The sequence below is a fragment of the Amycolatopsis rhizosphaerae genome, from assembly GCF_007713715.1.
Taxonomy (GTDB): domain Bacteria; phylum Actinomycetota; class Actinomycetes; order Mycobacteriales; family Pseudonocardiaceae; genus Amycolatopsis_E; species Amycolatopsis_E rhizosphaerae.
Genome location: NZ_VJWX01000077.1, coordinates 1 through 20,518, shown reverse-complemented (window position 1 = coordinate 20,518; position 20,518 = coordinate 1). Strand labels below are relative to the sequence as shown.

The following is a 20,518-nucleotide window of genomic DNA, read 5'->3' as shown; positions in this document are numbered from 1 at the left end:
CTCCTGCCCGGCCCGTCCCAGACGGCCGGAACCGGAGGGAGTGGTTGGGGCAGTGGGGAGTCGGCAGACGTCCCGTCTCGTGCCGGCCGGTGCTCGCCGCCGGCGTTCCGGGGCGGTGGTCGGCAAGGCGGCACTCGCGGTCGTCGCGACGCTGGTGATGGCGGTCACGGGGTACGGCTGGGTGCAGTTGCACTCGCTGACCGGGGGGCTGCGCACGTCGGACGCTCTCGCGGGCGAGGCGGGTTCGGCGCACGGGGACGCGAACATCCTGATCATGGGCTTGGATTCGCGGCTGGACGAGAACGGGAACCCGCTTCCGCAGAGTATCTACAACGCGCTGCACGCCGGGGACGAGCAGGACGGCGGCTACAACAGCAACGTGCTGATGCTGCTGCATGTGCCCGGGGACGGCAGCCGCGCGACCGCGATGTCCATTCCCCGAGACGACTACGCGGACCTGGTCGGCTGCCCCGACGGCGTATGCAAGGGAAAGATCAAGCAAGCCTATGGTTTCGCCTTCGATCAGAAGGCGAAACAACTCTACGCGCAGGGCGTGACCGACAAGGTCCAACGCGAGCAGCAGGCGCGCGAAGCCGGGCGCAAGGCTGAGATCGACACGGTGCGCCAGTTCCTCGGCGGCGTGCCGGTGGACCATTTCGTCGAGGTCACCCTGGTCGCGTTCTTCCAGATCGCCCAGGTCGTGCAGCCGATCACGGTGTGCGTGGCGGAGGACACCCAGGACAACTACTCCGGCGCCAACTTCCACAAAGGACAGCAGCAGATCAACGCCGAGCAGGCGGTGGCGTTCGTGCGGCAACGCCGCGACTACGTGCACCCCGCGTTGAACTTCACGGACCTGGACCGGGCGCGCAGGCAGCAGGCCTTCATCATTTCCCTGGCCTACCAGCTCAAACAGGGCGGCGCGTTCACCAACCCCGCCAACCTGCGGCAGATCATGGACGTCGCCAAGCAGAACACCGCCCTCGACGCCCAGCTCGACCTGCTTTCCTTCGCCCGGCAAGCCTCCAACCTGACCGGCGGCAACGTCACCTTCGTGACCCTGCCGATCGACCACTTCGGCAAGGACCCCAAGGGCGAGGACGTCAACTTCGTCGACACCGCCCAGATCCACTCGATCGTCGCCCAGCTGATCGGCGCCCCGCAGACCTCCACCTCGGCGCAGCCGCCGTCGGCGGCGAAAACGGCGGCGGTGTCCATTACCGACACCACCAGCCGGGACGGGCTCACCGCGCAGACCCAGCAATTCCTCACCGGACAGGGTTTCACCGTCAGCAGCGTGGGCTCCGACACGCGTCACCTGTCCACCACGACCATCTTCTACGGCAGCGGCGCACGCGATACCGCCGACGCTCTCGCCACGGCGTTGGGCGGCCGGATCACGGCTACCGCATCCACCCAACTGGCTGCCGGGCACATCCAGCTGGTCCTGGGACGCGACTTCCGGTTGCCTGCCAGTGGCGGCAACGGCGACACCGGTGGTCGCGCCGGTGCCAAACCCACCAGCAGCCAACAAACCACCCCCGCCGCGCCCGCCGACAACAGCGACGCCGGGCTGAACGGAATCAGCGGCGGCGGCATCCCCTGCGTCAAATAGCCGAATCCGCACTGCCCGGTTCCGTCGTGGGAGGTCGCAGGAGCAAGGGCCGGCGGCAGGTCGAGCCGGTGTGGAACACGTCCGAGATGAGCACGGCGGCACAGCCCGCCGCGATCCCACCGCACACCCCGCACACCACCGCACCGACCGTGCCTTGCCGGGGCCGGGCGGTGATCGTGGCCAGACAACCACGCACAGCACCACCAGTGGAGACGGAAGGTGATCCGCCCGGCCCTGCGCCCTGCGAGGGTGCAAAGGCTGCCGAGCAGTTCGGACCAGGACACGCAGATCGACCCCGTGCTCCCCGGCGGCTGACAACGCCTGATGCTGCAGGGCCTTCCCGGCCAGCGGTGGTTCGATCAGGCCGTGCCCCACGGCCGCGACCAGACCACGGAAGAACCCGACCGAACGGGGGACGTCCATGGTCACCCGGCCGACCTCGACGACCAGTACCTTGCCGAGGGCGTGATCGCCCTGGCGGAGCAGCACAAAACTCGCTCCGTCGTCAATCTCGACCGTCATCATGCCGCTGGATGACCCTGCCGGGGATGCCGGTTTTCGCACGCCCGGCAGGGCCCACCTCACCGCTGCGGCGAGCGCCGGAGCCCAGACCCGCTACCTTGCGATTGAGCAGGGCATGACGAGCATCGGGGGGTACGTATGGGAGCCGGGCCCGGCGACGGCATCCTGGATCAGGGCTGGTTCGGGTTCTACGACGACACCGTCGAGGTTGATCCCAGCAGCGAGGCGGATCGCGTCCTTCTGGCGGGGTTGCGTGCTCGTGCGGCGTCTCGCGCCTGGCCTTGCGATCCTTCTGACACGTGGGCCTATCACGCCCTTGAGGACGGCAGGCACCTGCTTCGCGTGGGCGTGCGGTTGGACACCTGGCTCAGCTACGGAGTCGAGTTCGACGGGACGCGCATCGTCGGTGACGAGTGTCATCACGAAATCCCGTTCGATTTGACGGGGCCGATGGAAATGTCGGTGGAGTATCCGGGGCCGGTGGAGTATGCCGGGCCGGTGGAGTTCCTGGTCGAGCGGGCGGCGGCGTGGCTGGAGCCGCTGGTGAGCCGGCCGATCGAGCTGCGGATGTGGTGCGAGGACGGCGAGGTGAGGCACCAGGAATGGGTTCTGGCGGGCCTTGAACGGAAGCTCAAGGGGCGGCCGGGCCGCCGGCCGGACCGCCCGCCGGACCAGGTCACCGTGCTTCGTGTCCCGGAACCCGGACGGGCCCACGGGTACCGCAGACGCTGGTGGGATTTCGGCAGGCGGCGGGGCAGGCAAGGCGAGTGAATGGCTACCGTTCGGGCTGCGATTACTCAAGAATTGTCCAGTGCACAGCTTGGTCGACTTCCTGCGGCGCCCCCGTGGTGTGTAGGTCAGCGTCGGTCACGCAGCTCTTGTGGCTATCGGCGTCGAACGTTGCTGAGGCTTATCGACGACGGAATCCTGGACCCCTCGCCGGTTCTGTCAGGCCCCTTCCGCTACGACGATGCAGTCGAGACGCTGCTGGAACCGCCGTCGACCAAACCCGTCTTCACTCGCAGCCAGCGGTGGCGGTCATTCCGCCGACGCGATGCTTCTTCAGAAGCGGACCCACAACTGGAGCGTGTTACCCGAAGGGGTGCAGTTGTAGTCGTGGCCAGGGTACTGCTGAACGGCGTCCTGGTTGCACTGGTACAAGGAGGCCATGCTGTCGCTCCCCGGGTACCACTTGATGAACACCCAGGTCCCAGGCTGGGTGGGCGCGGTGTCGGCCTGGGCCAGCCCCGAAGTGGAAGCCATGCCCGCCACTATCGCCAGTGCGGCACCAAAACCGGTTACAAGCCTGCGCAGCACCTGAACTCCTCCGTTCGTGGTGGGACAACTGAGGATTGTTTACACGAGGTGCTCCGGACAACTGCCGGTCAATGCGCTTCCGCTCGCGAAACCTGCCCAAAATTCCCCTGCCGGGCTCATGGTTTGTCGTGCGCCCGCCCCGCAGCCGCCACTGCTGTACACAAAGGACAGTCAGTCGCAGAGGGGTGCGAAAGATCGTTGGTGCCGGTTCGGGGTGGAGAAACCTCCACCCCGAATCCGCCACTCAAGGCCAGTGTGCCGCGGCCGTCTCCTTCCTAATCTGCTTCTCGGGCATCGCGCGAGAAGCGCGTCATCGCATAGGGGGGAACCCGAGTGCACACTTCACAGGACCTCCGCCGGGCGGAGGCGGTACGGCTGGACGCCGTGTCGAAGATCTACGGCCGTAGGGACGGCCGGGTGGCCGCGCTCCGCGGGCTCACGATGGGCTTCGCCCACGGCACCTTCACGGCCGTGATGGGACCGTCCGGGTCGGGCAAGAGCACCTTCCTGCACTGCGCCGCGGGACTGGTCCAGCCCACCTCGGGCACGGTCACCGTCGGCGGCACCGACCTCTCCGGCCTGGACGACACCCGGCTGACCAGGCTGCGCCGCGACCGGATCGGCTTCGTCTTCCGACGGCGCCTTCGCCGGCGAACTACAGCCGTTCCAGGGACGAGCCACTGGCCGCGCTCACCCCGCGCGAACGCGAGGTGCTGGAGCTGATGGCCGAAGGCTGCTCGAACACGGCGATCGCCCGGCGGCTCACCATCACCGAGGGCGCGGCCACAAAGCACATCTCCAACATCTTCGGAAAACTGTTGCTGCCGCCGTCGAGCGACAGTAATCGCCGCGTCCTCGCGGTTCTCGCCTACCTCAACGCCTGAACCGCACATGCGTCAGTCGTGCCGGGCGAAGTGCGCCGATCAGTCCCGGTTCGTCGAGGGCGCCACGCCCACCAGCCGGTGGGCGTCGCCGTCACGGTGGACGGTTCCCGCGGTGGGCTCGGGGAAATGGGTGCCGAGCAGGAGCGTTCCGGTGTCGGCGATGCTGTCGAGCAGGTGGTGGCGGTTCCGTTTCGCCTGGTCCGGTTCGATGTCGACGCAGCTGGTGAGGTGTGGGTGTGCCAGTTGCACCGGATGGTGGATGCTGTCGCCGGTGATCACGGCGCGCTCGCCGCCGCTCTCGATCCGCACGGCGACCTGACCCGGGGTGTGTCCCGGGGTAGGTACGAGCAGAACCCCGGAGGCGACCTCGAGGCCCCCGGCAGGCACGTCGAGCAGGTCGAGCAGGCCCGATTCGTGCACGGGGTGGACCGAGTCGCGGAACATCCGCAGACGTGGCTCGTCCATCGCGACCGAGGCCCAGTAGTCCCATTCGGTGCGGTGGGTGAGGTAGCGGGCGTTGGGGAAGGTCGGCACCCATTCACCGGCCTCGCGGCGGGTGTTCCAGCCGACGTGGTCGGTGTGCAGGTGGGTCAGAATGACGAGGTCCACGTCCTCCGGCCGGAAACCGGCCGCGGTCAGCCGAGCCGGGTAATCGGTGTCCAGGTTGTGCCAGGCCGGGTTGGCCCGGTCCTTACCGTTGCCGATTCCCGTGTCGACGAGGACGAGCATGCCGCCCACCCGAACCGCGAAAGTATGGCTGGCAAGGCGGATCGTGTGGTCGGCATCGGCGAACGCGGGCCGGAGCCAGGGCAGCCGGCCGACGACGTCCTTGGTGGCATGGGGGAGGAGCCACGGACCGGTCTCGGGCGGCAACTCGACCTCGTCGATGCGGGTGATCGTGGTGTCACCGATGGTCCAGTGCGGTTGGGTGGTGCTCATGCTTCCTTCTTCCCGAGTCGGTTGGGCAGGATGGGGCCGGTGGAGATCAGGCAGACGAGGTCGCGGCGCCGGTCGCCAGGCCCTGCACGATCGGGGCGGCGATCAGTTCCGGCACACCGTCCGCGGCGGCGAACCAGGCCATGGCGGCGGCCTCGGCGAGAAGTGCGGCGATCAGGACGGGGCGCCGGCCCAGATAGTCGGACAGCGAGCCGGTGACCGGCAAAGCGGCCAGGAGCGCGAGGGCGTAGGCGCTGAACACCACGGTCACCATGAGCGCGGACAGGTGCCAGTCGGCCTGGTAACGGGTGTAGAGCGGGGTCAGCGCGGCAGAGGCGGCCAGAAGCGCGACGAGAATCGAGGCGTTCAGGGTGAACCACGTGTGCCCGGCGAACTCGCCCTGTGGGCGGGGCGCCGAGGCGGTGGTGGGGAACATGACCAACTCACTCAGATCGTTACGCAAAATCTTTGCGTTAACGAACTTAAGTGGCGCGGGGTGTTAAGGCAAATATTGTGCGTTAGTTGCCCGGAGTGGGGTTGGTCACGGTGATCGCGGCGAGGTTCGACAGCAGCGTCCGGACGAAGGTCCGGGAGTCGTCCCAGAGCCTGTCGGAGCGAAACAGGACGCGGTAGGTGATCGGGGCCACCACGTGATCGAGGACCATCTCGATCGATGGTGTCCGTTCCCCGCGAGCAGCGGCACGGCCGAGGATGATGCCTACCGCCTCGGCGGTGAACGCCGAGCACTGGCCCGCGTTTCCCCGTTCCGGATCTCCGCCGAGCGCATCGACGATGAAGGCCCTGCCGGTGGGTGACGACACCTCCTCCAGGAACTCCGAGGCCCAGGTCATCAGGTCGTCGTGGAGATTTCCGCGGTCGGCGGGAGGCGCTTGCGGGCGGAGCCGTTCGACGGCGACGTCGGACAGCAGCTCGGTCAGATCGCCCCACCGCCGGTAGATGGTGGACGGGGTGACGCCGGCCCGGTCGGCGATCATCGGCACGGTCAGCTCCGCTCGCCCCAGTTCGTCCTGCAGGTCGCGCACCGCCTGGTGGACTGCCTGCTGGATCCGGGCGCTGCGTCCGCCTGGACGGGATCCTTTCGTCGTCATATCCTGCAGCTTAACGCGAATCTTTAGCCTTCTGCTCGTGGCCGCCGGATCGAGTGGACGTTCCTGGACGACGCTGGAAGCGATGGCGCTGCTCTCGTGCTCACCGGCGAACCGGGTGTCGGCGGCTGACGAGAGGAGTGACAGGGCACCGTGCGGAATGTGGCCAGAGGGCGGATCGTCGTTCTGACGTCGATCGCGGTGGTTGCGCAGTTCGTGCTGACATTCGCACTGGTGGAGGGGTACCTGGGGAAGTACAACGTGTCGACAGCTGATTGCGGCTGGGGCGGAACGTGTACCGACGATGGCGATGGACCGTTGCTTGTGGCCGGCTGGCTCGGTGCGCCGGTGGCCGAGGTCGTGATCGCGGCGGCGGTAGCCGGTATTGCCTACGGGCGTGGTCGGCGGAATGTCGAGGGCCATTCTTTCCGGACGATGGTTGCCCGGGGAGCCGTCCACGGTCTACTTTGGACAACGGGTGCCGATGCCCGTTGTCCGGTCGTCAACCGACCGCGTTGATGGCAGCTTCGACGACCTGGCCGCCGACAGCCCCCAGAGGCGCGGCGGGTAGTCGCACCGTGACGCGGAGCCCGCCGTCCGGGCGCGGGGTGAGGGTGAGGGTTCCGTCGTGTGCCTGGGTGATGCTCTTGGCGATGGCCAGGCCGAGGCCGACACCCGCGTGGTCGGTGCGTATGCGTTCGGAGCCGCGCTGAAACGGCTCGACAAGCGTGGAAAGCAATTGCGGGGAGAGTTTTTCGCCGGTGTTCTCGACGGTGATCACCGCGGTCCTGGGGTGAACGCCGGTCGTGACCCACACGGTGCCCTGTTCGGGCAGGTTGTGGACGATCGCGTTGTGAACGAGGTTCGTGGTCAGTTGCAGCAGAAGCGCGGGCGAGCCGGTAACGGGGGCCTCCTCGCCGGAGGTTTCCATGGTGAGGCCGCGTTTTTCCGCGAGGGGGAGAAGCGTTTCGATGGCTTCTTCCGCTACGAGGGACAAATCGACGGGTTCGCGGGCGAAGGACCGTTGGTCGGCGCGGCTGAGCAGGAGCAATGCTTCGGTGAGCTCGATCGCGCGGGTGTTGACGGCGTGGAGGCGGGCGACGAGTTCTCCGGTGTCGCGGTTCGGATCGTTGCGGGCCACGTCGAGAAGCGTCTGCGTGATCGCCAGTGGCGTGCGCAGTTCGTGGGAGGCGTTGGCCGCGAACCTCTGCTGTTCGGCGGCGTGTGCTTCGAGCCGCGCGAGCATGGTGTCGAAGGCGTCGGCGAGTTCACGGAACTCGTCTCTGCGGCCCGGCAGCCGGATTCGGTGGGAGAGTGATCCCTTCGCGGCCACGCGTGTGGCGTCCGTGATGCGATTCAGCGGGGTGAGCATGCGCCCGGCGAGAATCCACCCTCCGGCAAGGCCGAACACCAGCAGGAACGCCCACGCCGCGGCTATCTTCGGAACGAACGCGCGCAGGAGGTCGGCCCGGCTGGGAACATTGGGACCGGGCAGCCGGCCGGGAGCGAAGAGACCGGGGAATCGACCGGAAGTAAAGGGGCCGGGAATGGTGATCGGATCCGCGGGCACATAACGCAGCAGGAACACCCACACGACAGTGAGCAGCAGGGCACCGGAAAGCATGAGGAGCCCGGCGTAGCTGAGGGTGAGTTTGAGGCGAACGCTCAAACCGGGCTCCCTATCCACGGTCCTCTCCCTCATCCGGTGCCGGGTGCTCGATGCGGTACCCGACCCCGGGCACGGTGGCGATGATCCAGGGTTCGCCGAGGCGCTTGCGCAGTCCCGAGACCGTGATGCGCACGGCGTTGGTGAACGGGTCGGCGTTCTCGTCCCACGCCCGCTCCAGCAACTCCTCGGCGCTGACGACACCGCCTTCCGCGGCGACGAGGACTTCGAGCACGGCGAACTGTTTCCGGGTGAGCGCGACGTAGCGGCCGTCGCGGTGGACCTCGCGGCGGAACGGATCCAACCGCAGGCCCGCGATCTCGCGCACGGGTGGTCTGTTGTGGGCGCGCCTGCGGTCGAGTGCTCTGAGCCGGAGCACGAGTTCCCGGAGTTCGAAGGGTTTCGTGAGGTAGTCGTCGGCGCCGAGTTCGAACCCCGATGCCTTGTCGTCGAGCCGGTCGGCGGCGGTGAGCATGAGGATCGGCATGCCGGTGCCGGAGGCGACGATGCGTTTGGCGACCTCGTCGCCGGAGGGGCCGGGGATGTCGCGGTCGAGGACGGCGATGTCGTAGGCGTTGATGCTCAACAGTTCCAGCGCGGTGTCACCGTCACCGGCGATGTCGGCGGCGATCGCTTCCAGCCGGAGGCCATCGCGGACGGCCTCCGCCAGATAGGGTTCGTCCTCGACGATCAACACACGCATGATCTCGATGCTACGAGCCGGAGAATATCGTTGGCGTATCGGAAACCACATACGGGCCGGCAACACCACGCTGCCTTGACTGGAGGCATGACCTGTCGCGAATCTGCACCAACAGCAGCTCGCCGTGTCCGATCGGCCATTTTCGCTGCCCTTGTGCGCATTTACCACTCGCTGGCGTCCTCGGCCCAATATGGTGGATTGGGCAAGGCCGACGGCGTTGTCCTCTACCCAGTGACGGTCTTCGACGGAGTTCCGGCCGTGGCCAACCTCGATCCCGATCTGCTCGACGCCCTGCGCCGGGCCGCCCGTGATGCCAGGGACGACGGGGTCGAGTTCTTCGTCAACAGTGGCTGGCGTTCCCGGGACTACCAGGAACATCTACGCCGTGAGGCCGTCTCGAAGTACGGCTCGGAAAGGGAAGCCGCCCGATGGGTGGCCACCGTGGACACCTCTGCCCACGTGGCGGGGCACGCGGTCGACATCGGGCCCTCCGGTGCCAGGAGGTGGCTGTCCGAGCACGGCGCCCGGTACGGGCTGTGCCAGATCTATCGAAACGAACCCTGGCACTACGAACTGCGCCCCGAAGCCATCGACGGCGGCTGCCCGCCCCTGTATGCAGACCCCACACACGATCCGAGGATGCAGCAGTGACCAGCACGCTCGGCATATCCCGCCCCGGAGCCGCCGATCTGCTGCCACCCACGCTGCAGACGATCCCCGAGGCGATCGGCAAGAACATCGCGATCGCACGGCGGCGGACTCGTTCCCGGATCATGGCCGTGGTCAAGGCGGACGGGTACGGGCACGGCGCCATCACGGTCGCGCGGGCCGCGGTCGCCGCCGGGGCGGAATGGCTCGGCACGACGGACATCGCCGAGGCCGCGAGGTTGCGTGCGGCAGGGCTCACCGCGCCGATCCTGACGTGGTTGAACCCGTCCGGTGTCGATGCCGAGGCCGCGGCGACGGGCCGGATCGACATCGCGGTCGGATCGGTCGACGAACTGGAAGCATTGCTCGCACAGCATTCGCCCGCTGCCCTTCGGATCCACTTGCACCTGGACACCGGCATGGCCCGGGAAGGCTGCCCGGTACCCGAGTGGGACGCGCTGATCGCAGGCGCACGGCAAGGGGAACGGCGGGGGAAGGTCCGCGTCGTGGGCCTCATGGGGCATCTGCCGTTGGCCGACCAAGCCGATCCCGAGGCGAACGCCCCGGCGGTGTCGCGCATGCGCCGGGCCGGAAACGCGGCCAGGGCGGCGGAGCTCGACGTCCCGCTCACACACCTGGCCGCCACCTCGGGAACGCTGACCGACCCGGCCACCCATTTCGGCATGGTCCGGCTCGGAGCCGGGCTGGTCGGCATCGATCCCTCCGGGACCACCGAACTGCACGGCGCGTCTCGGCTGACCGCGCCGGTTGTGCACAGCGCGACCGTCGAGGCGGGTACGCCGGTCGGCTACGGCGGTACGTACGTCACCGGCACGTCGACCAACCTCAGCGTGCTGCCCCTCGGGTATGCCGACGGAATCCCGCGGGAAATCTCTCCGGACGCTTCCGTGGAGATCCACGGAGGACGCCACCGGGTGGTCGGACGTGTCTCGATGGACCAAATCGTCGTCGACACCGGCGCCGACCACGTTCCGCTCGGCACGACCGCGACCGTGTTCGGCCCACCGGACGGGGTTGCTCCGACCATCCGCGACTGGGCCCGCTGGGCCGGGACCATCCCCCACACCATCGTCACCGGCATCGGACCACGAGTGAACAGGACAATCGCATGACTCAGCACGTTTTGGTCATCGGGGGCGGACAGAACGCCGAACACGAGGTCTCCCTGAACACCGCCGCCGCCATCAGGGGCGCGCTGCACTCCCGCGGGTTCCAGGTCAGCGGCATTTCCATCGGCCGCGACGGGCTGTGGAGGCACGGGCAGAAACCGCTCGGCACAAGCGTTTCCGCCTCGTTGGCCGCGGCGCTGCCGCTCCTCGAACAGGCGGATGTGGTCTTCCCCGCGGTTCACGGTCCCCTCGGGGAGGACGGGACGCTCGCGGCGCTGTGCGCTCTCGTCCGGAAACCCGTGGTCGGCTCCGGCCTGCGGGCCGGGGCGGTCGGCATGGACAAGGAGGTGACCAAGCTCGTCGCCGAAGCCATCGGGATACCCGTCGCCCCGGGACGTCTGGTGCATGCGACCGAGATCGAAGACATCGAATTCGAGACCGAGGTCGTCGTCAAACCAGTCTCTGCCGGGTCCAGCTACGGCGTCACCCTGGTTCGGGACGCAAACCGGCTGGACGAGGCGTTGCGCACGGCCTCGCGCTACGACGATCGGATTCTCGTCGAGCACGTCGTCCATGGCCGGGAGATCGATGTCGCGGTCCTCCGGGAGGCCGACGGCAGCCGCTGGGCCGCACCCCCGCTGGAGATCCACGCCGGCGGCCTGTTCGACACGGCCACGAAGTACAACGGAACCGCCCGGTTCACGGTGCCCGCCGACCTCGGCAGCACGGACCACGCCGCGATCAAAGAGGCGGCGCTGGCCATGTTCGACGCACTCGGCTGTTCGGGAGTCGCCCGCATCGACTTCTTCCTCACCGAGGACGGCCCTGTCCTCAACGAAGTCAACACGATGCCGGGAATGACCGCCGAGTCCCAGGTACCGCGCATGTTCGCGGCGGCGGGAGTGTCCTATGAGGAACTCGTCGCCCGCCTGGTAGACGCCGCGACGGTGCCGACAGCGATGCTCCCCGTGTAACCGGTTACGAGGGGCGGTAAACGGCTTTGGCTTCCCGGAAGGCCGCGCGCGCTTCGCGGCGCCGACGGAGTTTGATCAGTACGTCGCCGAGGTTGTTCAACGCGCGGGCGAGTTCGTACCGGTGCTCGCCGATCTCGGCGGCCGCCAGCCGCCGGAGGATGCCGACCGCTTCTCCAGCCGGAGCGAGCGCGTCGGCGTGGCGCCCCAGCTTGGTCAGAAACCAGCCGAGGTTGTTCAATGCCAGCGCCAGCTTGGGGAGAAGGACCGGGTCGCCCGCCGCCAGTGGGCGGAGGAGGTCGGCGGCTTCCCGGGTCGGCTCGACGGCTTCGGCGACTCGGCCCAGATCTTCCAACACGTCACCGAGGTTGGTCAGCGATCCGGCGAGCCCGGGCAGGAACCGGCCGGGGGCGGCCGAAAGCAGTCGGCGGTAGCAGCGCACCGACTCGGCATAAGCCTCGGCCGCGTCGGCGGTGCGGCCCAGCCTCGACTGCACGAGACCGAGGTCGTGGTGGCACCTCGCGGCGGGAAGGAGATAGGTCCGGGGGTCCGTTTCGGCATGCTTGCCCGCGAGGTCGGCGGCCTGCCGCACGAAGGTCAGTGCCTCTTCGGCACGGTCTGCCGCCAAGAGCTCGCCCCCGGCGTCGACGAGCTTCTGCAGGTAGGTGAGTGTGCCGGGATCCGGTGCGGGCGCCGCCTCGGGTGCCGCCGCGCGTACCGGCCGGCCGTCCTCGGTTCCGGTGAAACCGAACCGCCGCAGTCCCGCGGCGAGGTGACGGGTCAGGCCCTGGTCCAGTGCCGCAACCCGGCGATACAGCTCGGTGGCCTCCTGGCGGCACCGCCGGGCCTCGCCGTCGTGGCCGGACTTGGCCAGCAGAGGGGCGTACGCGAGCAGCGCCGCGTAGTAGTCCGTCAGCTGCGTGGCCGTCGCGTCGGCCCCGACCCGTCGGCGATACAGGCCGATCGCCTCCTCGATGGCTGACAGCGCCTCGTCATGGCTGCCCGACTCGTCCAGCGCGATGCCCAGGTACACCAGGGCATCGGCGACGGCGAAGTCGCGATCCTGCCCCGGGACGTCCTGTCGGCGCAGGTCGACGGCTTCTCTCAGCGCGGCCAGTGCGTCGGCACGATCGCCCAGCACGGCCAGGTGGTTTCCGAGCTGGGCCAATGCGGTGGCCAGGCGGGGTCCGTAGGTTTTCCCGTCGACGAGGGCGAGGGTGCGGTACAACTCGACCGCGCTTCGGGCGGCGGTCGACGCCTCGTCCCGGCGATGGGGTATTGCGCCGAGTGCTCCGCCGAGCAACTCCGAGGCCAGGGCGAGGCCGGGCAAGTAGCCTGCGGCGTCGGCGCGGCACAGCCGCCGGTAGAGGTCGACGCTCTCCCGAAGGGCAGTGAGCGCTTCGTCCACCCGATCGCTGGTCTGCAGCAGGATGGCGAGCTCGACCAATGCCCCCGCCAGTGCGCCGCGATCGCCGGGCCGGTCGGACCGCGCAAGCCTTCGGCGGTACCGCTCGACCTGTCCTTCGGCGTCGATCAACGCCCGATACGTGTCACTCGTCGTCACTGGTCTGAATTCCCGTCACAGGGCAGCACCGCGCGCGGTGTTGTGCAGTTCGGTGAGGTCGATTCCGGCGAGGCCACTCGGCCGATGCGCTCTCACCGTAACAGCGATGCGGGCGAGAAGCCCGTGGCTGGCGCGAACCGGTCATGTGCCCCCGTCATAGGCACGGCCAGGCTTGACTTTGCCCGAGACGGACAGCACCGACGACGGGGCAGGGAGCCGATGAGATGTGGCTGCGGCCATGAGCCGAGTGCGCACGGGGACGGTGGCTGCCAGGTCATCCTCGGCGAGGAGTGGGGTTACGGGCTGGAAGCCTCGGACTCGGTCGTCTCGACCACCTGGTGCCCCTGCAGCCGAAGCTACGACGAGTTCAGGGACTACGCCGCGTCGCGGCCACCGGCCCTCACGGGACTGCCGTCGATGCCCGAGCGCATGGCACGTGAGTACCCGGAGAACGATCCGGCCCGGGCCGCGCTGGAACACCTGGACGGCCTGATGCGCGACGCAGGGGCCAGTTCCCAAAGGACGGACGCAGAGGAACACCGCCGTGGCTGGCTGAAGATTCTCGACCGGGAAGACGCGGACGCGGCCTCCTGCGTCCGGCACGTGCTGGGCCGGTTCCAGCGCCGGGAGCTGTTTCCCTTCCACGGTGCCCGGGATCTCGATCCCGCCCGGCGGCCGGCAGCCGAATGGAGCCGTCGGCTACACCGGCATCCCAGAACCGCCGCCGTCGAACTGGTCGAGCCGACGACCGGAGTGACCGAGATCCTCATCGATCCCCAGACGCGTGCCCCGGTCGTCCGAACCGGGAACGGTCTGCTGCGCACCGTGCTGACCCGGCGGCTCCCGGGCGGCAGCCCGCTGGCGGAGCTGGTCCTGGACCAGGTGCTGTGGGTGCGCACCGTGGACAACGAGCTTTACCTGTCCCCCCACCAGTTTTCCCGGTCCGAGCGGACCAGCCCCGAGGTCTGCCACCGTCGGTTCGCCCGGCTGATCGAGGTGCTCCTCACGGACATCGCGGCCGACGCCGCCCGCATTCGGCACAGCGGCGAAGTCGCGCCGGGGTTGCTTCGGCTGGCAATGCTGCCCTGGCCGGAAGGCACCGTGCTCCCGCGTTCCGCGTTGGAAGCCGCCCGCGCAGAGGGGTGAGCGGGGGACCAAGCGGATCTTTGTCGGTCGAAGTGGCCGATGGCGACGTGACCTGGCGAATCGGTGCGGCGACCAACGTCCACCATGGCCAGTGGCCATTACGGCAGGATCCGGCCAACCCCGGCTTCTGCCCGAACAGACGTCCGTTGTTTGGCTAGGATCTCGAAAGTGGGCCGATGGAGAGCACGGGTTGCGGTCGCGTTGCTTGTCGTTGCGGTGTTTCCGGTTCTCGTCGGTGCCTGGCTGGCGCCGTGGGCGGTGCGCAGCGCGCGGGGCGGTGGGGACGGCGGTGTGTTCACCACGCAGCACTGTGATCGGGCGTCGCCGATCACTTGGCGTTGCACGGGGGAGTTCTGGGCCAGTGATCCCATGGCGTGCGAGGGCGAGGCCGGTTGTCCTCTGTGGAATCCCATTGTGCTGGACGCACCGAAGTACCGGGCGCCGGGTGAGATTGTCTGGTCGAGCAGGCCGTTCGGGAACACCGCCCAGGTTGTGTCGCCTTGGGGGTGGCACGAGAAATACCTCATCCCATTCGGCATCTTCGCCGGACTCGCCTGCTATCTCGCCGCAGTGGCGGCCGCGGTCCGGCGCAGGTTCGGCGTGCCCACGATCGTCGCCACGGGCGGGAGCCTCGCGCTGCTGGTTCCGGTCACCGTGTGGCTGCTGGTCTGACCAGGCGGTCGGACGTCGCGTGCCCAAGCTGGCACCGCTGGTTTACCACTGGAAACAGAGGTGCTCAACAGCATTGAGCACCCGCCCGGCAGGGGTCACCACGGTACGGTCCGGCCGAAACGATCGAGATACGCGAGACCGGGCTTCCCCAGTCTCGAAAGCAGAACGTCCACCACCCGCGGGACGGTCTCGTCGATGGTGAGTGGCGCATCCGGCCCGCCCAGGTCCGTGCGGATCCAGCCGGGCGCCATGAGTACGAACGCGCGCCGCGTTTCGGCCTGCCGGACCGAGAAACTGCGCATGAACATGTTCAGTGCTGCTTTGCTGCCCCGGTAGACCTCGCGCAGTGCGGTCGTGTTGTTCGTGATGCTGCCCTGCCCGGAGGACATCGCCCCGATGAGTCCGGTCGCGGACACGAGGTCTTCGAGCGTTTCGATGACGCGCATGGGGCTGAGCGCGTTGGTGACCATCACCTCGACGAAGTCGGCGGTCGGCACGGCGCCGATCGGCGTCTGTCCATTGTTCGTGGTTCCCGCGTTGACGAAAAGCACGTCGAGTTCCCGTGGTGCGAGACGCTCGTGCAGGGGCGCCAACTGAGCGGGTTCGTTGATGTCGAGACACTCGACCGAGACGCGTCCGTCGTAGCGGTCCGCCAGTTCGTGCAGGGGCGTCCGGGCGGTGGTGTCCCGGACCGTGCCGATGACGTTCCATCCTCTGCCGGAGAATTCGGCCGCCATCGCGTGACCGAGACCGCGCGATGCCCCGACGATAAGAGCGGTCGGCGTGTGCCGGCCCGCGTCAGTTGATGACATTTCGCGTCATCCCCCTTCTTCGGCTTTTCACCCTGAGCGCGCGAGGGAACCGCCACGAGCGGCCCCAGCCACGCGCCGTGCTGATGCCTCCGAGTCTTTCCGCTCCGCCGCCTTCCGGCCACGTTCGGGGGCGGATTTGTAGGATTGCCCTCATGGCAGGCCCTCATCTGAGTGAATCCGCCGCTGTAGAGGCCGAGGATGTGCGTCTCCTTCGCGCACTCCAGGTCGCTCCACGGGCCTCGTTCGCCTCGATCGCGGCCGCGCTCGGCCTCACCGAAGGCGCCGTCAGCCGCCGGTACCGCCGGCTGCGTGCCGAGGGCGTCCTCCGCGTCGCGGGCATCGTCGATACCGGGGCACTGGGGCAGAGCCGATGGCTGGTGCGCCTGCGCTGCCGCCCGGGCAGCGTTGCGGCGATCGCCGACGCCCTCGCGCGGCGCGACGACGTCATCTGGGTGGCGCTCGGTGCCGCGGGCTCCGAAATCACCTGCTGGGTCCGGTCGCGGTCGCGGGAACAGCGTGATGACCTACTCGGTCGGCGGCTTCCGCGCACCGCGGCGGTCATCGACGTCAACGCGTCCGCGATGCTCCGCCAGTTCATCGGAGGCCGCGGCCACTATTGGGCCGCGCTCCGCGGCGCGCTGACTCCGCAGCAGGAGTCGATGCTCGGAAGCAGCGGGGCCCCTTTCACGGAATCCCCGGTGGTCGTTCGCGATCCGGTGCAACTCGCCCCCGAGGACGAGAGGATGCTCGACGTTCTCGCCGCGGACGGTCGTGCCAGTCTCGTCGAACTCGCCGCCGCGGCGGACCTCACCCCTGGCCGAGCCTCACGCCGCCTGCAAGCCCTGCTCCTGCGCCGCGTGGTCCACATCGATGTCGAGATCGCCGCGGCGGCACTGGGTTTTCACGCGCGCGCGAACCTCTGGCTCCGCGTGCACCCGTCGGCGGTCAAAAGCGTCGGACGCGCCCTGGCGGAGGAACCCGAAATAGCCTTCGCCGCGGCCGTTTCCGGTCCCTACAACATCCATGCCGTCGCGCACTGCCGGGATCTCGACGAACTGTTCGAATTCACTTCGGACCGCATCGGGTCCTTGTCCGGTCTCCAGAGCATGGAGGTTTCTCCGCTGGCCCAGCAGATCAAGCAGGCCGGTACGCTCGTGTCCGGCGACCGTCTCGTCGATCCGGGAATCGCCCGCCCGAAGCACGAGCGACGGGGAGGGGAGTCGTGAGCGGGCCGGGAAATATTCGCTTGCTACAAGAAACAAAAATCGTAACTGGTCAGGGTGTGCCACGAGCGCGGAGGAGGGAAGGTTGTAGGTAATTGTCTCCTTTGTGGTGCTTTGCGAGAGATGGAGGCTTGGCCCTCCGGAGCCGCTCTTCGAGGGGAGGCTTCAAACCGCCACATGCTGCGTGACCGGTGACGGGATCGTGGTGAGCGATGTGGAAAAGGCGTCGTGAGAGGCGTTAGGTGGGGATCAGGGAGACGAACGCGAGTGAATCGCTGAGGACGTGTCGTTAAGTTACTTGAAGTGGCATCAAAACCGGAATCAAGCTGATAGTTCCGGGATGAGTCTGGCGGGTGCTCGATTATTGGCCAGGCGGTGTCCGGCATGAAGGCGACGTGAACCTGGTCTGCTGCTCTCGTAAGGAACGTGGGAAGGCTGGTCCCGTTGAGGCTGCCCGGTGGGTGGCGTGAGGGAGTGTTCCAAGCGGCGAAAACCGTGAGGGATCGAGTACCGAGACGGGATCAGTCGGCGGACCGACTCGTAGTAGTGGGGAAGTCCCTGTAATGGGGATGGAGCGAAGGGGTCGGGCCATCCGGTCTGCTTGTGTGGGTCAACCAGATTGTCTGGGAGGAGCCTGATGGGTGAGATGGAGTCGACAGGAAAGCCGTTCGAGATATCGAAGTGGGCGGTGCAGGAAGCATATAGGAAGGTTGCGGCGAACAAGGGTGCTGCTGGTGTGGATGGAGTGTCGGTCGCGGATTTCGAGAAGGATCTGAAGGGAAACCTGTACAAGATCTGGAATCGGATGTCCTCGGGTTCGTACTTTCCGCCTCCGGTGAAAGCGGTAGCGATACCGAAGAGCGGGGGCGGGACTCGGACGCTGGGTGTGCCGACTGTTGCGGACAGGGTGGCGCAGACGGTTGTAGCGAGCCACTTGGAGGCACGTGTGGAGGGAATCTTCCACCGGGACTCCTACGGTTATCGGCCCGGCCGGTCGGCGCTGGACGCGGTAGGGGCATGCCGGCGTCGGTGCTGGAAGAGCGACTGGGTGCTCGATCTGGACATCCAGAAGTTCTTCGACACCGTCGACCACGACCTGATGGTCAAGGCCGTACGGGCACACACCGACCAGCAGTGGGTGGTGCTGTATGTGACGCGATGGTTGCAAGCGCCCATACAGCACTCAGACGGCACGACGGAACAACGGACGCGCGGGACCCCGCAGGGATCCGCGCTCTCCCCAGTGCTGGCGAATCTGTTTCTACACTACGCGTTCGATGCGTGGATGGCGCGGGATTACCCGGCGGTGACATTCGAGAGGTACGTGGATGACATCGTGGTGCACTGCGCCAGTCAGGAACAGGCCACTCGTCTGCGAGCACAGATCGGTGACCGGCTGGACAGTGTCGGTCTGACCTTGCACCCGGACAAAACCAGGATCGTGTACTGCAAGGATGGGAAGCGGCAGCAGAACCATCCGGTCACCAGGTTCACGTTCCTCGGGTATGAGTTTCGGGCCAGGAAGGCGCGGAGCAAGCGAGGACGAACATTCACGTCCTTTCTTCCCGCTGTTAGCAAGGACGCCGTGAAGGCCATGACCCAAGAAGTGCGCAGATGGAGCATTCATCAGCGTTCGAACCGCCATCTCGGGGAAATCGCGAGATGGATCAACCCGATCGTTCGTGGCTGGCTGAATTATTACGGCGCGTTCTATCGGAGCGAGCTGTTTGCTTTGTGTGCACGCATCAACACCTACTTGGTGCGGTGGGCTCGCAAGAAGTATCGGCGGTTACGCGCGTTCAAAAGGCTCCACGAATGGTGGAAGAACGTCCAAGCCATAGCGCCGAGACTGTTCTACCACTGGAGCTACACGCGAGATTTCCTGCCAGCGGGATGGTAAGAGCCGTGTAACGGGAGACTGTTACGCACGGTTCTGTGAGAGCCGGAGGGTGAGATTCCCTCCGGCTACTCGACTGCTTGACGGCGTGGCGAGTTGATCTCCTGGGTGGTTGGTCGATCAGGTTGTTGTGCTCGACGATCGGCGTCCGTCCTATGAGGAGCTTGCTGCGGAGAATGCGGCGCTTCGGGGGATGGTGTCGGAGTTGCGGGATGTGGTGGAGTCCCTGCGGGCTGAGGTTGCTGATCTGAAGCGGCAGTTGGGGCAGAACAGTCGGAACTCGTCGAAGCCGCCGTCGTCGGATGGGTTGGCCAAGCCGGTGCGGAAGTCGTTGCGTGGCAGGACGGGGCGAAAGCCCGGTGGTCAGGCTGGGCATTCAGGGTCGACGTTGGCGCAGGTGGCGGATCCGGACGAGGTTGTGCGGCAGGAGCCTGATCGGTGTCGCGGTTGCGGCGAGGGGTTGGCGGGTGCGCCGGCCAGTGGTGTGGAGCGTCGCCAGGTGTTCGATGCCGCCGATCCGGGTGCGAGTGACTGAACATCAAATGGTGGCTCGGCAGTACCGGTGCGGAGTTGTGACCTGTGCGGATGCTCCGGACGGGGTCGAGGCGCCCACGTCGTATGGGCCGCGGGTCGCCGCGATCATCGTCTACTTGTATCTGGGTCAGTTCCTGTCCTGAGCACGGACTGCTCAGGCGTTGGCGGAATTGTTCGGCACTCCGGTCTCGCCGGGAACGGTCTCGGCGGTTACCCGGCGTGCCGCGTCTGGGTTGGACGGGTTCCTCGCGTTGGCTCGCGACGAGATCGCCGCCGCCGAGGTGGCGCATTCCAAGGCCGCCCATGTCTACCGGTCATCACATAAACTGACCAGTTACCCAAAATCTTCCCTGAATGTGTGATGTTGTTGGTGTTGTGTCGTCGATAGAATTATGGAGTGACCGAAAACTGGGGGTTTTCCGGGCCTGATCCGGAACTGTACGACCGCATCGCCGATCTCGATCGGGATGAGGTGTTGTCGCTGATCGCTGCGGCTGAGGCCTGTGCGAATGCGTGTCAGGCGGTGAAACTGGCCGCGGTGGCGGCGTTGGGGGATGCGGATTCGGTGGCGAAGGAGGTCGCCCTCGAATTGCATTACGGTGCGCGTCAGGCGGAGGGTCAGGTGTCGCTGGCCCGGGATTTGGCGCGGCGGCTACCCGGGACGTTCGAGGCGATGAGGCGGGGTGAGCTGGATCCGTATCGCGCGTCGAAAGTGGCCGACCAAACCTCGGTCCTCGCCGATGACCAAGCCCGGGAAGTCGATGCCCGAGTCGCCGGGAAGATCACCGCCCGGGATGCGACGTCGGTGCGGCGCCTGGTGAACAGAACCGTCGCCCGCGTCGACCCCGACGGGCACGCGCGGCGGTGTGAGGAGCGCAAGCGGGGTCGCAAAGTTCAGCTGTGCCATGAGGACGACGGGATGGCCACGCTGTACGCGTATCTTCCGGCGGAGATCGCCGCCACCATCTACACCCGAGTCGATCGCGTCGCTCGACGACTGCGCAGCAACGGCGAGGAACGCACCCTCGACGAGCTACGGGCGGACGTGTTCTCCGATCTGTGCCTGGGCGTGGCCTGCGAGGTGGAGCCGCCGCGGGCGGAAGTGTTCGTATATCTGGATTTCCTGACCTGGACCGGGCTACGCAACGAACCCGCCGAACTCGCCGGACACG

At 67.3% G+C, this 20,518-nt stretch carries 21 protein-coding genes and 2 pseudogenes; 15 read left to right on the top strand and 8 right to left on the bottom strand.

Annotated features, from left to right (window positions below):
* Window positions 1-52 precede the first annotated feature (52 nt).
* The 3 genes from FNH05_RS10910 to FNH05_RS10900 all read left to right on the top strand — a co-directional run bounded on the left by FNH05_RS10910 (window position 53) and on the right by FNH05_RS10900 (window position 2,908).
* Complete coding sequence (locus tag FNH05_RS10910; protein ID WP_246127656.1) at window positions 53-1,615, top strand: LCP family protein; 1,563 nt, start codon at window positions 53-55, stop codon at window positions 1,613-1,615.
* Between the two features lie 324 nt (window positions 1,616-1,939).
* The gene (locus tag FNH05_RS10905; protein WP_144587235.1) at window positions 1,940-2,152 is read left to right on the top strand and encodes a hypothetical protein; all 213 of its coding nucleotides are present in this window, start codon (window positions 1,940-1,942) and stop codon (window positions 2,150-2,152) included.
* Window positions 2,153-2,275: 123 nt separating this feature from the next.
* Window positions 2,276-2,908 carry a hypothetical protein gene (locus FNH05_RS10900; RefSeq protein ID WP_144587234.1) on the top strand — a complete coding sequence of 211 codons (633 nt, stop codon included), beginning with the start codon at window positions 2,276-2,278 and terminating at the stop codon, window positions 2,906-2,908.
* 291 nt (window positions 2,909-3,199) lie between these two features.
* On the opposite strand, the gene FNH05_RS10895 is transcribed toward FNH05_RS10900, so the two are convergent.
* Window positions 3,200-3,400 carry a hypothetical protein gene (locus FNH05_RS10895; RefSeq protein ID WP_144587233.1) on the bottom strand — a complete coding sequence of 67 codons (201 nt, stop codon included), beginning with the start codon at window positions 3,398-3,400 and terminating at the stop codon, window positions 3,200-3,202.
* Window positions 3,401-3,787: 387 nt separating this feature from the next.
* Between FNH05_RS10895 and FNH05_RS39175 the strand changes: the two are divergent.
* Window positions 3,788-4,090 (top strand): annotated as a pseudogene (locus FNH05_RS39175) (ATP-binding cassette domain-containing protein); the annotation flags it as partial.
* 38 nt (window positions 4,091-4,128) lie between these two features.
* A pseudogene (locus FNH05_RS10885) lies at window positions 4,129-4,338 on the top strand (response regulator transcription factor); the annotation flags it as partial.
* A gap of 39 nt (window positions 4,339-4,377) precedes the next feature.
* Here the strand turns inward: FNH05_RS10885 and FNH05_RS10880 are convergent.
* The 3 genes from FNH05_RS10880 to FNH05_RS10870 form a co-directional block, all read right to left on the bottom strand.
* Window positions 4,378-5,277, bottom strand: a complete 900-nt coding sequence (locus FNH05_RS10880; protein ID WP_144587231.1) for an MBL fold metallo-hydrolase — start codon at window positions 5,275-5,277, stop codon at window positions 4,378-4,380.
* 46 nt (window positions 5,278-5,323) lie between these two features.
* Window positions 5,324-5,710, bottom strand: a complete 387-nt coding sequence (locus tag FNH05_RS10875) for an MFS transporter (protein ID WP_144587230.1) — start codon at window positions 5,708-5,710, stop codon at window positions 5,324-5,326.
* An 82-nt stretch (window positions 5,711-5,792) separates the two neighbouring features.
* Window positions 5,793-6,383, bottom strand: a complete 591-nt coding sequence (locus FNH05_RS10870) for a TetR/AcrR family transcriptional regulator (protein WP_144587229.1) — start codon at window positions 6,381-6,383, stop codon at window positions 5,793-5,795.
* A 150-nt stretch (window positions 6,384-6,533) separates the two neighbouring features.
* On the opposite strand from FNH05_RS10870, the gene FNH05_RS10865 reads away from it, so the two are divergent.
* Entirely contained in the window at window positions 6,534-6,899 is a 366-nt protein-coding gene (locus tag FNH05_RS10865) for a hypothetical protein (protein ID WP_144587228.1), read from the top strand.
* Here FNH05_RS10865 and FNH05_RS10860 read toward each other — a convergent pair.
* A complete protein-coding gene (locus FNH05_RS10860) occupies window positions 6,883-8,067 on the bottom strand; it encodes a sensor histidine kinase (RefSeq protein WP_144587227.1) in 1,185 nt (394 codons plus the stop codon). The two genes, FNH05_RS10865 and FNH05_RS10860, sit on opposite strands and share 17 nt — an antisense overlap.
* A complete protein-coding gene (locus tag FNH05_RS10855; protein ID WP_144587226.1) occupies window positions 8,060-8,749 on the bottom strand; it encodes a response regulator transcription factor in 690 nt (229 codons plus the stop codon). The genes FNH05_RS10860 and FNH05_RS10855 overlap by 8 nt, the downstream gene beginning before the upstream one ends.
* 231 nt (window positions 8,750-8,980) lie before the next feature.
* Here FNH05_RS10855 and FNH05_RS10850 point away from each other — a divergent pair, with 231 nt between their 5' ends.
* Genes FNH05_RS10850 through FNH05_RS10840 form a run of 3 tightly spaced genes read left to right on the top strand, consistent with a single transcriptional unit; the run spans window position 8,981 to window position 11,501 of the window.
* On the top strand, window positions 8,981-9,400 hold the full coding sequence (locus FNH05_RS10850) for a M15 family metallopeptidase (protein ID WP_246127655.1): 420 nt from the start codon (window positions 8,981-8,983) through the stop codon (window positions 9,398-9,400).
* Window positions 9,397-10,530 (top strand): alanine racemase, encoded by a 1,134-nt coding sequence (gene alr / locus FNH05_RS10845; RefSeq protein ID WP_144587224.1) that lies wholly within the window; start codon window positions 9,397-9,399, stop codon window positions 10,528-10,530. The genes FNH05_RS10850 and alr overlap by 4 nt, the downstream gene beginning before the upstream one ends.
* Window positions 10,527-11,501: a D-alanine--D-alanine ligase family protein gene (locus FNH05_RS10840; protein WP_144587223.1), complete on the top strand. Its 975-nt coding sequence runs from the start codon at window positions 10,527-10,529 to the stop codon at window positions 11,499-11,501. Before alr ends, FNH05_RS10840 begins: the two co-directional genes overlap by 4 nt.
* Window positions 11,502-11,505: 4 nt before the next feature.
* Here the strand turns inward: FNH05_RS10840 and FNH05_RS10835 are convergent, their stop codons facing one another.
* The gene (locus FNH05_RS10835; protein ID WP_144587222.1) at window positions 11,506-13,062 is read right to left on the bottom strand and encodes a tetratricopeptide repeat protein; all 1,557 of its coding nucleotides are present in this window, start codon (window positions 13,060-13,062) and stop codon (window positions 11,506-11,508) included.
* A gap of 219 nt (window positions 13,063-13,281) precedes the next feature.
* Here FNH05_RS10835 and FNH05_RS10830 point away from each other — a divergent pair, with 219 nt between their 5' ends.
* Window positions 13,282-14,208, top strand: a complete 927-nt coding sequence (locus FNH05_RS10830) for a hypothetical protein (RefSeq protein WP_144587221.1) — start codon at window positions 13,282-13,284, stop codon at window positions 14,206-14,208.
* Window positions 14,209-14,622: 414 nt separating this feature from the next.
* A complete protein-coding gene (locus FNH05_RS10825; RefSeq protein WP_144587220.1) occupies window positions 14,623-14,880 on the top strand; it encodes a hypothetical protein in 258 nt (85 codons plus the stop codon).
* A 95-nt stretch (window positions 14,881-14,975) separates the two neighbouring features.
* Here the strand turns inward: FNH05_RS10825 and FNH05_RS10820 are convergent, their stop codons facing one another.
* Window positions 14,976-15,692, bottom strand: coding sequence for an SDR family NAD(P)-dependent oxidoreductase (locus tag FNH05_RS10820; protein ID WP_144587219.1), 717 nt, complete (start codon window positions 15,690-15,692; stop codon window positions 14,976-14,978).
* Between the two features lie 152 nt (window positions 15,693-15,844).
* Between FNH05_RS10820 and FNH05_RS10815 the strand changes: the two genes are divergently transcribed.
* The 4 genes from FNH05_RS10815 to FNH05_RS10800 all read left to right on the top strand — a co-directional run.
* Window positions 15,845-16,918, top strand: coding sequence for an Lrp/AsnC family transcriptional regulator (locus FNH05_RS10815; RefSeq protein WP_144587218.1), 1,074 nt, complete (start codon window positions 15,845-15,847; stop codon window positions 16,916-16,918).
* Window positions 16,919-17,552: 634 nt separating this feature from the next.
* Entirely contained in the window at window positions 17,553-18,815 is a 1,263-nt protein-coding gene (ltrA, locus tag FNH05_RS10810; protein ID WP_144587217.1) for a group II intron reverse transcriptase/maturase, read from the top strand.
* Window positions 18,816-18,924: 109 nt separating this feature from the next.
* Window positions 18,925-19,347 carry a DUF6444 domain-containing protein gene (locus FNH05_RS10805; RefSeq protein ID WP_144587216.1) on the top strand — a complete coding sequence of 141 codons (423 nt, stop codon included), beginning with the start codon at window positions 18,925-18,927 and terminating at the stop codon, window positions 19,345-19,347.
* 396 nt (window positions 19,348-19,743) lie between these two features.
* Window positions 19,744-20,518, top strand: a 775-nt coding sequence (locus FNH05_RS10800; protein ID WP_144587215.1) for a DUF222 domain-containing protein, incomplete at its 3' end; no start/stop codon positions are given.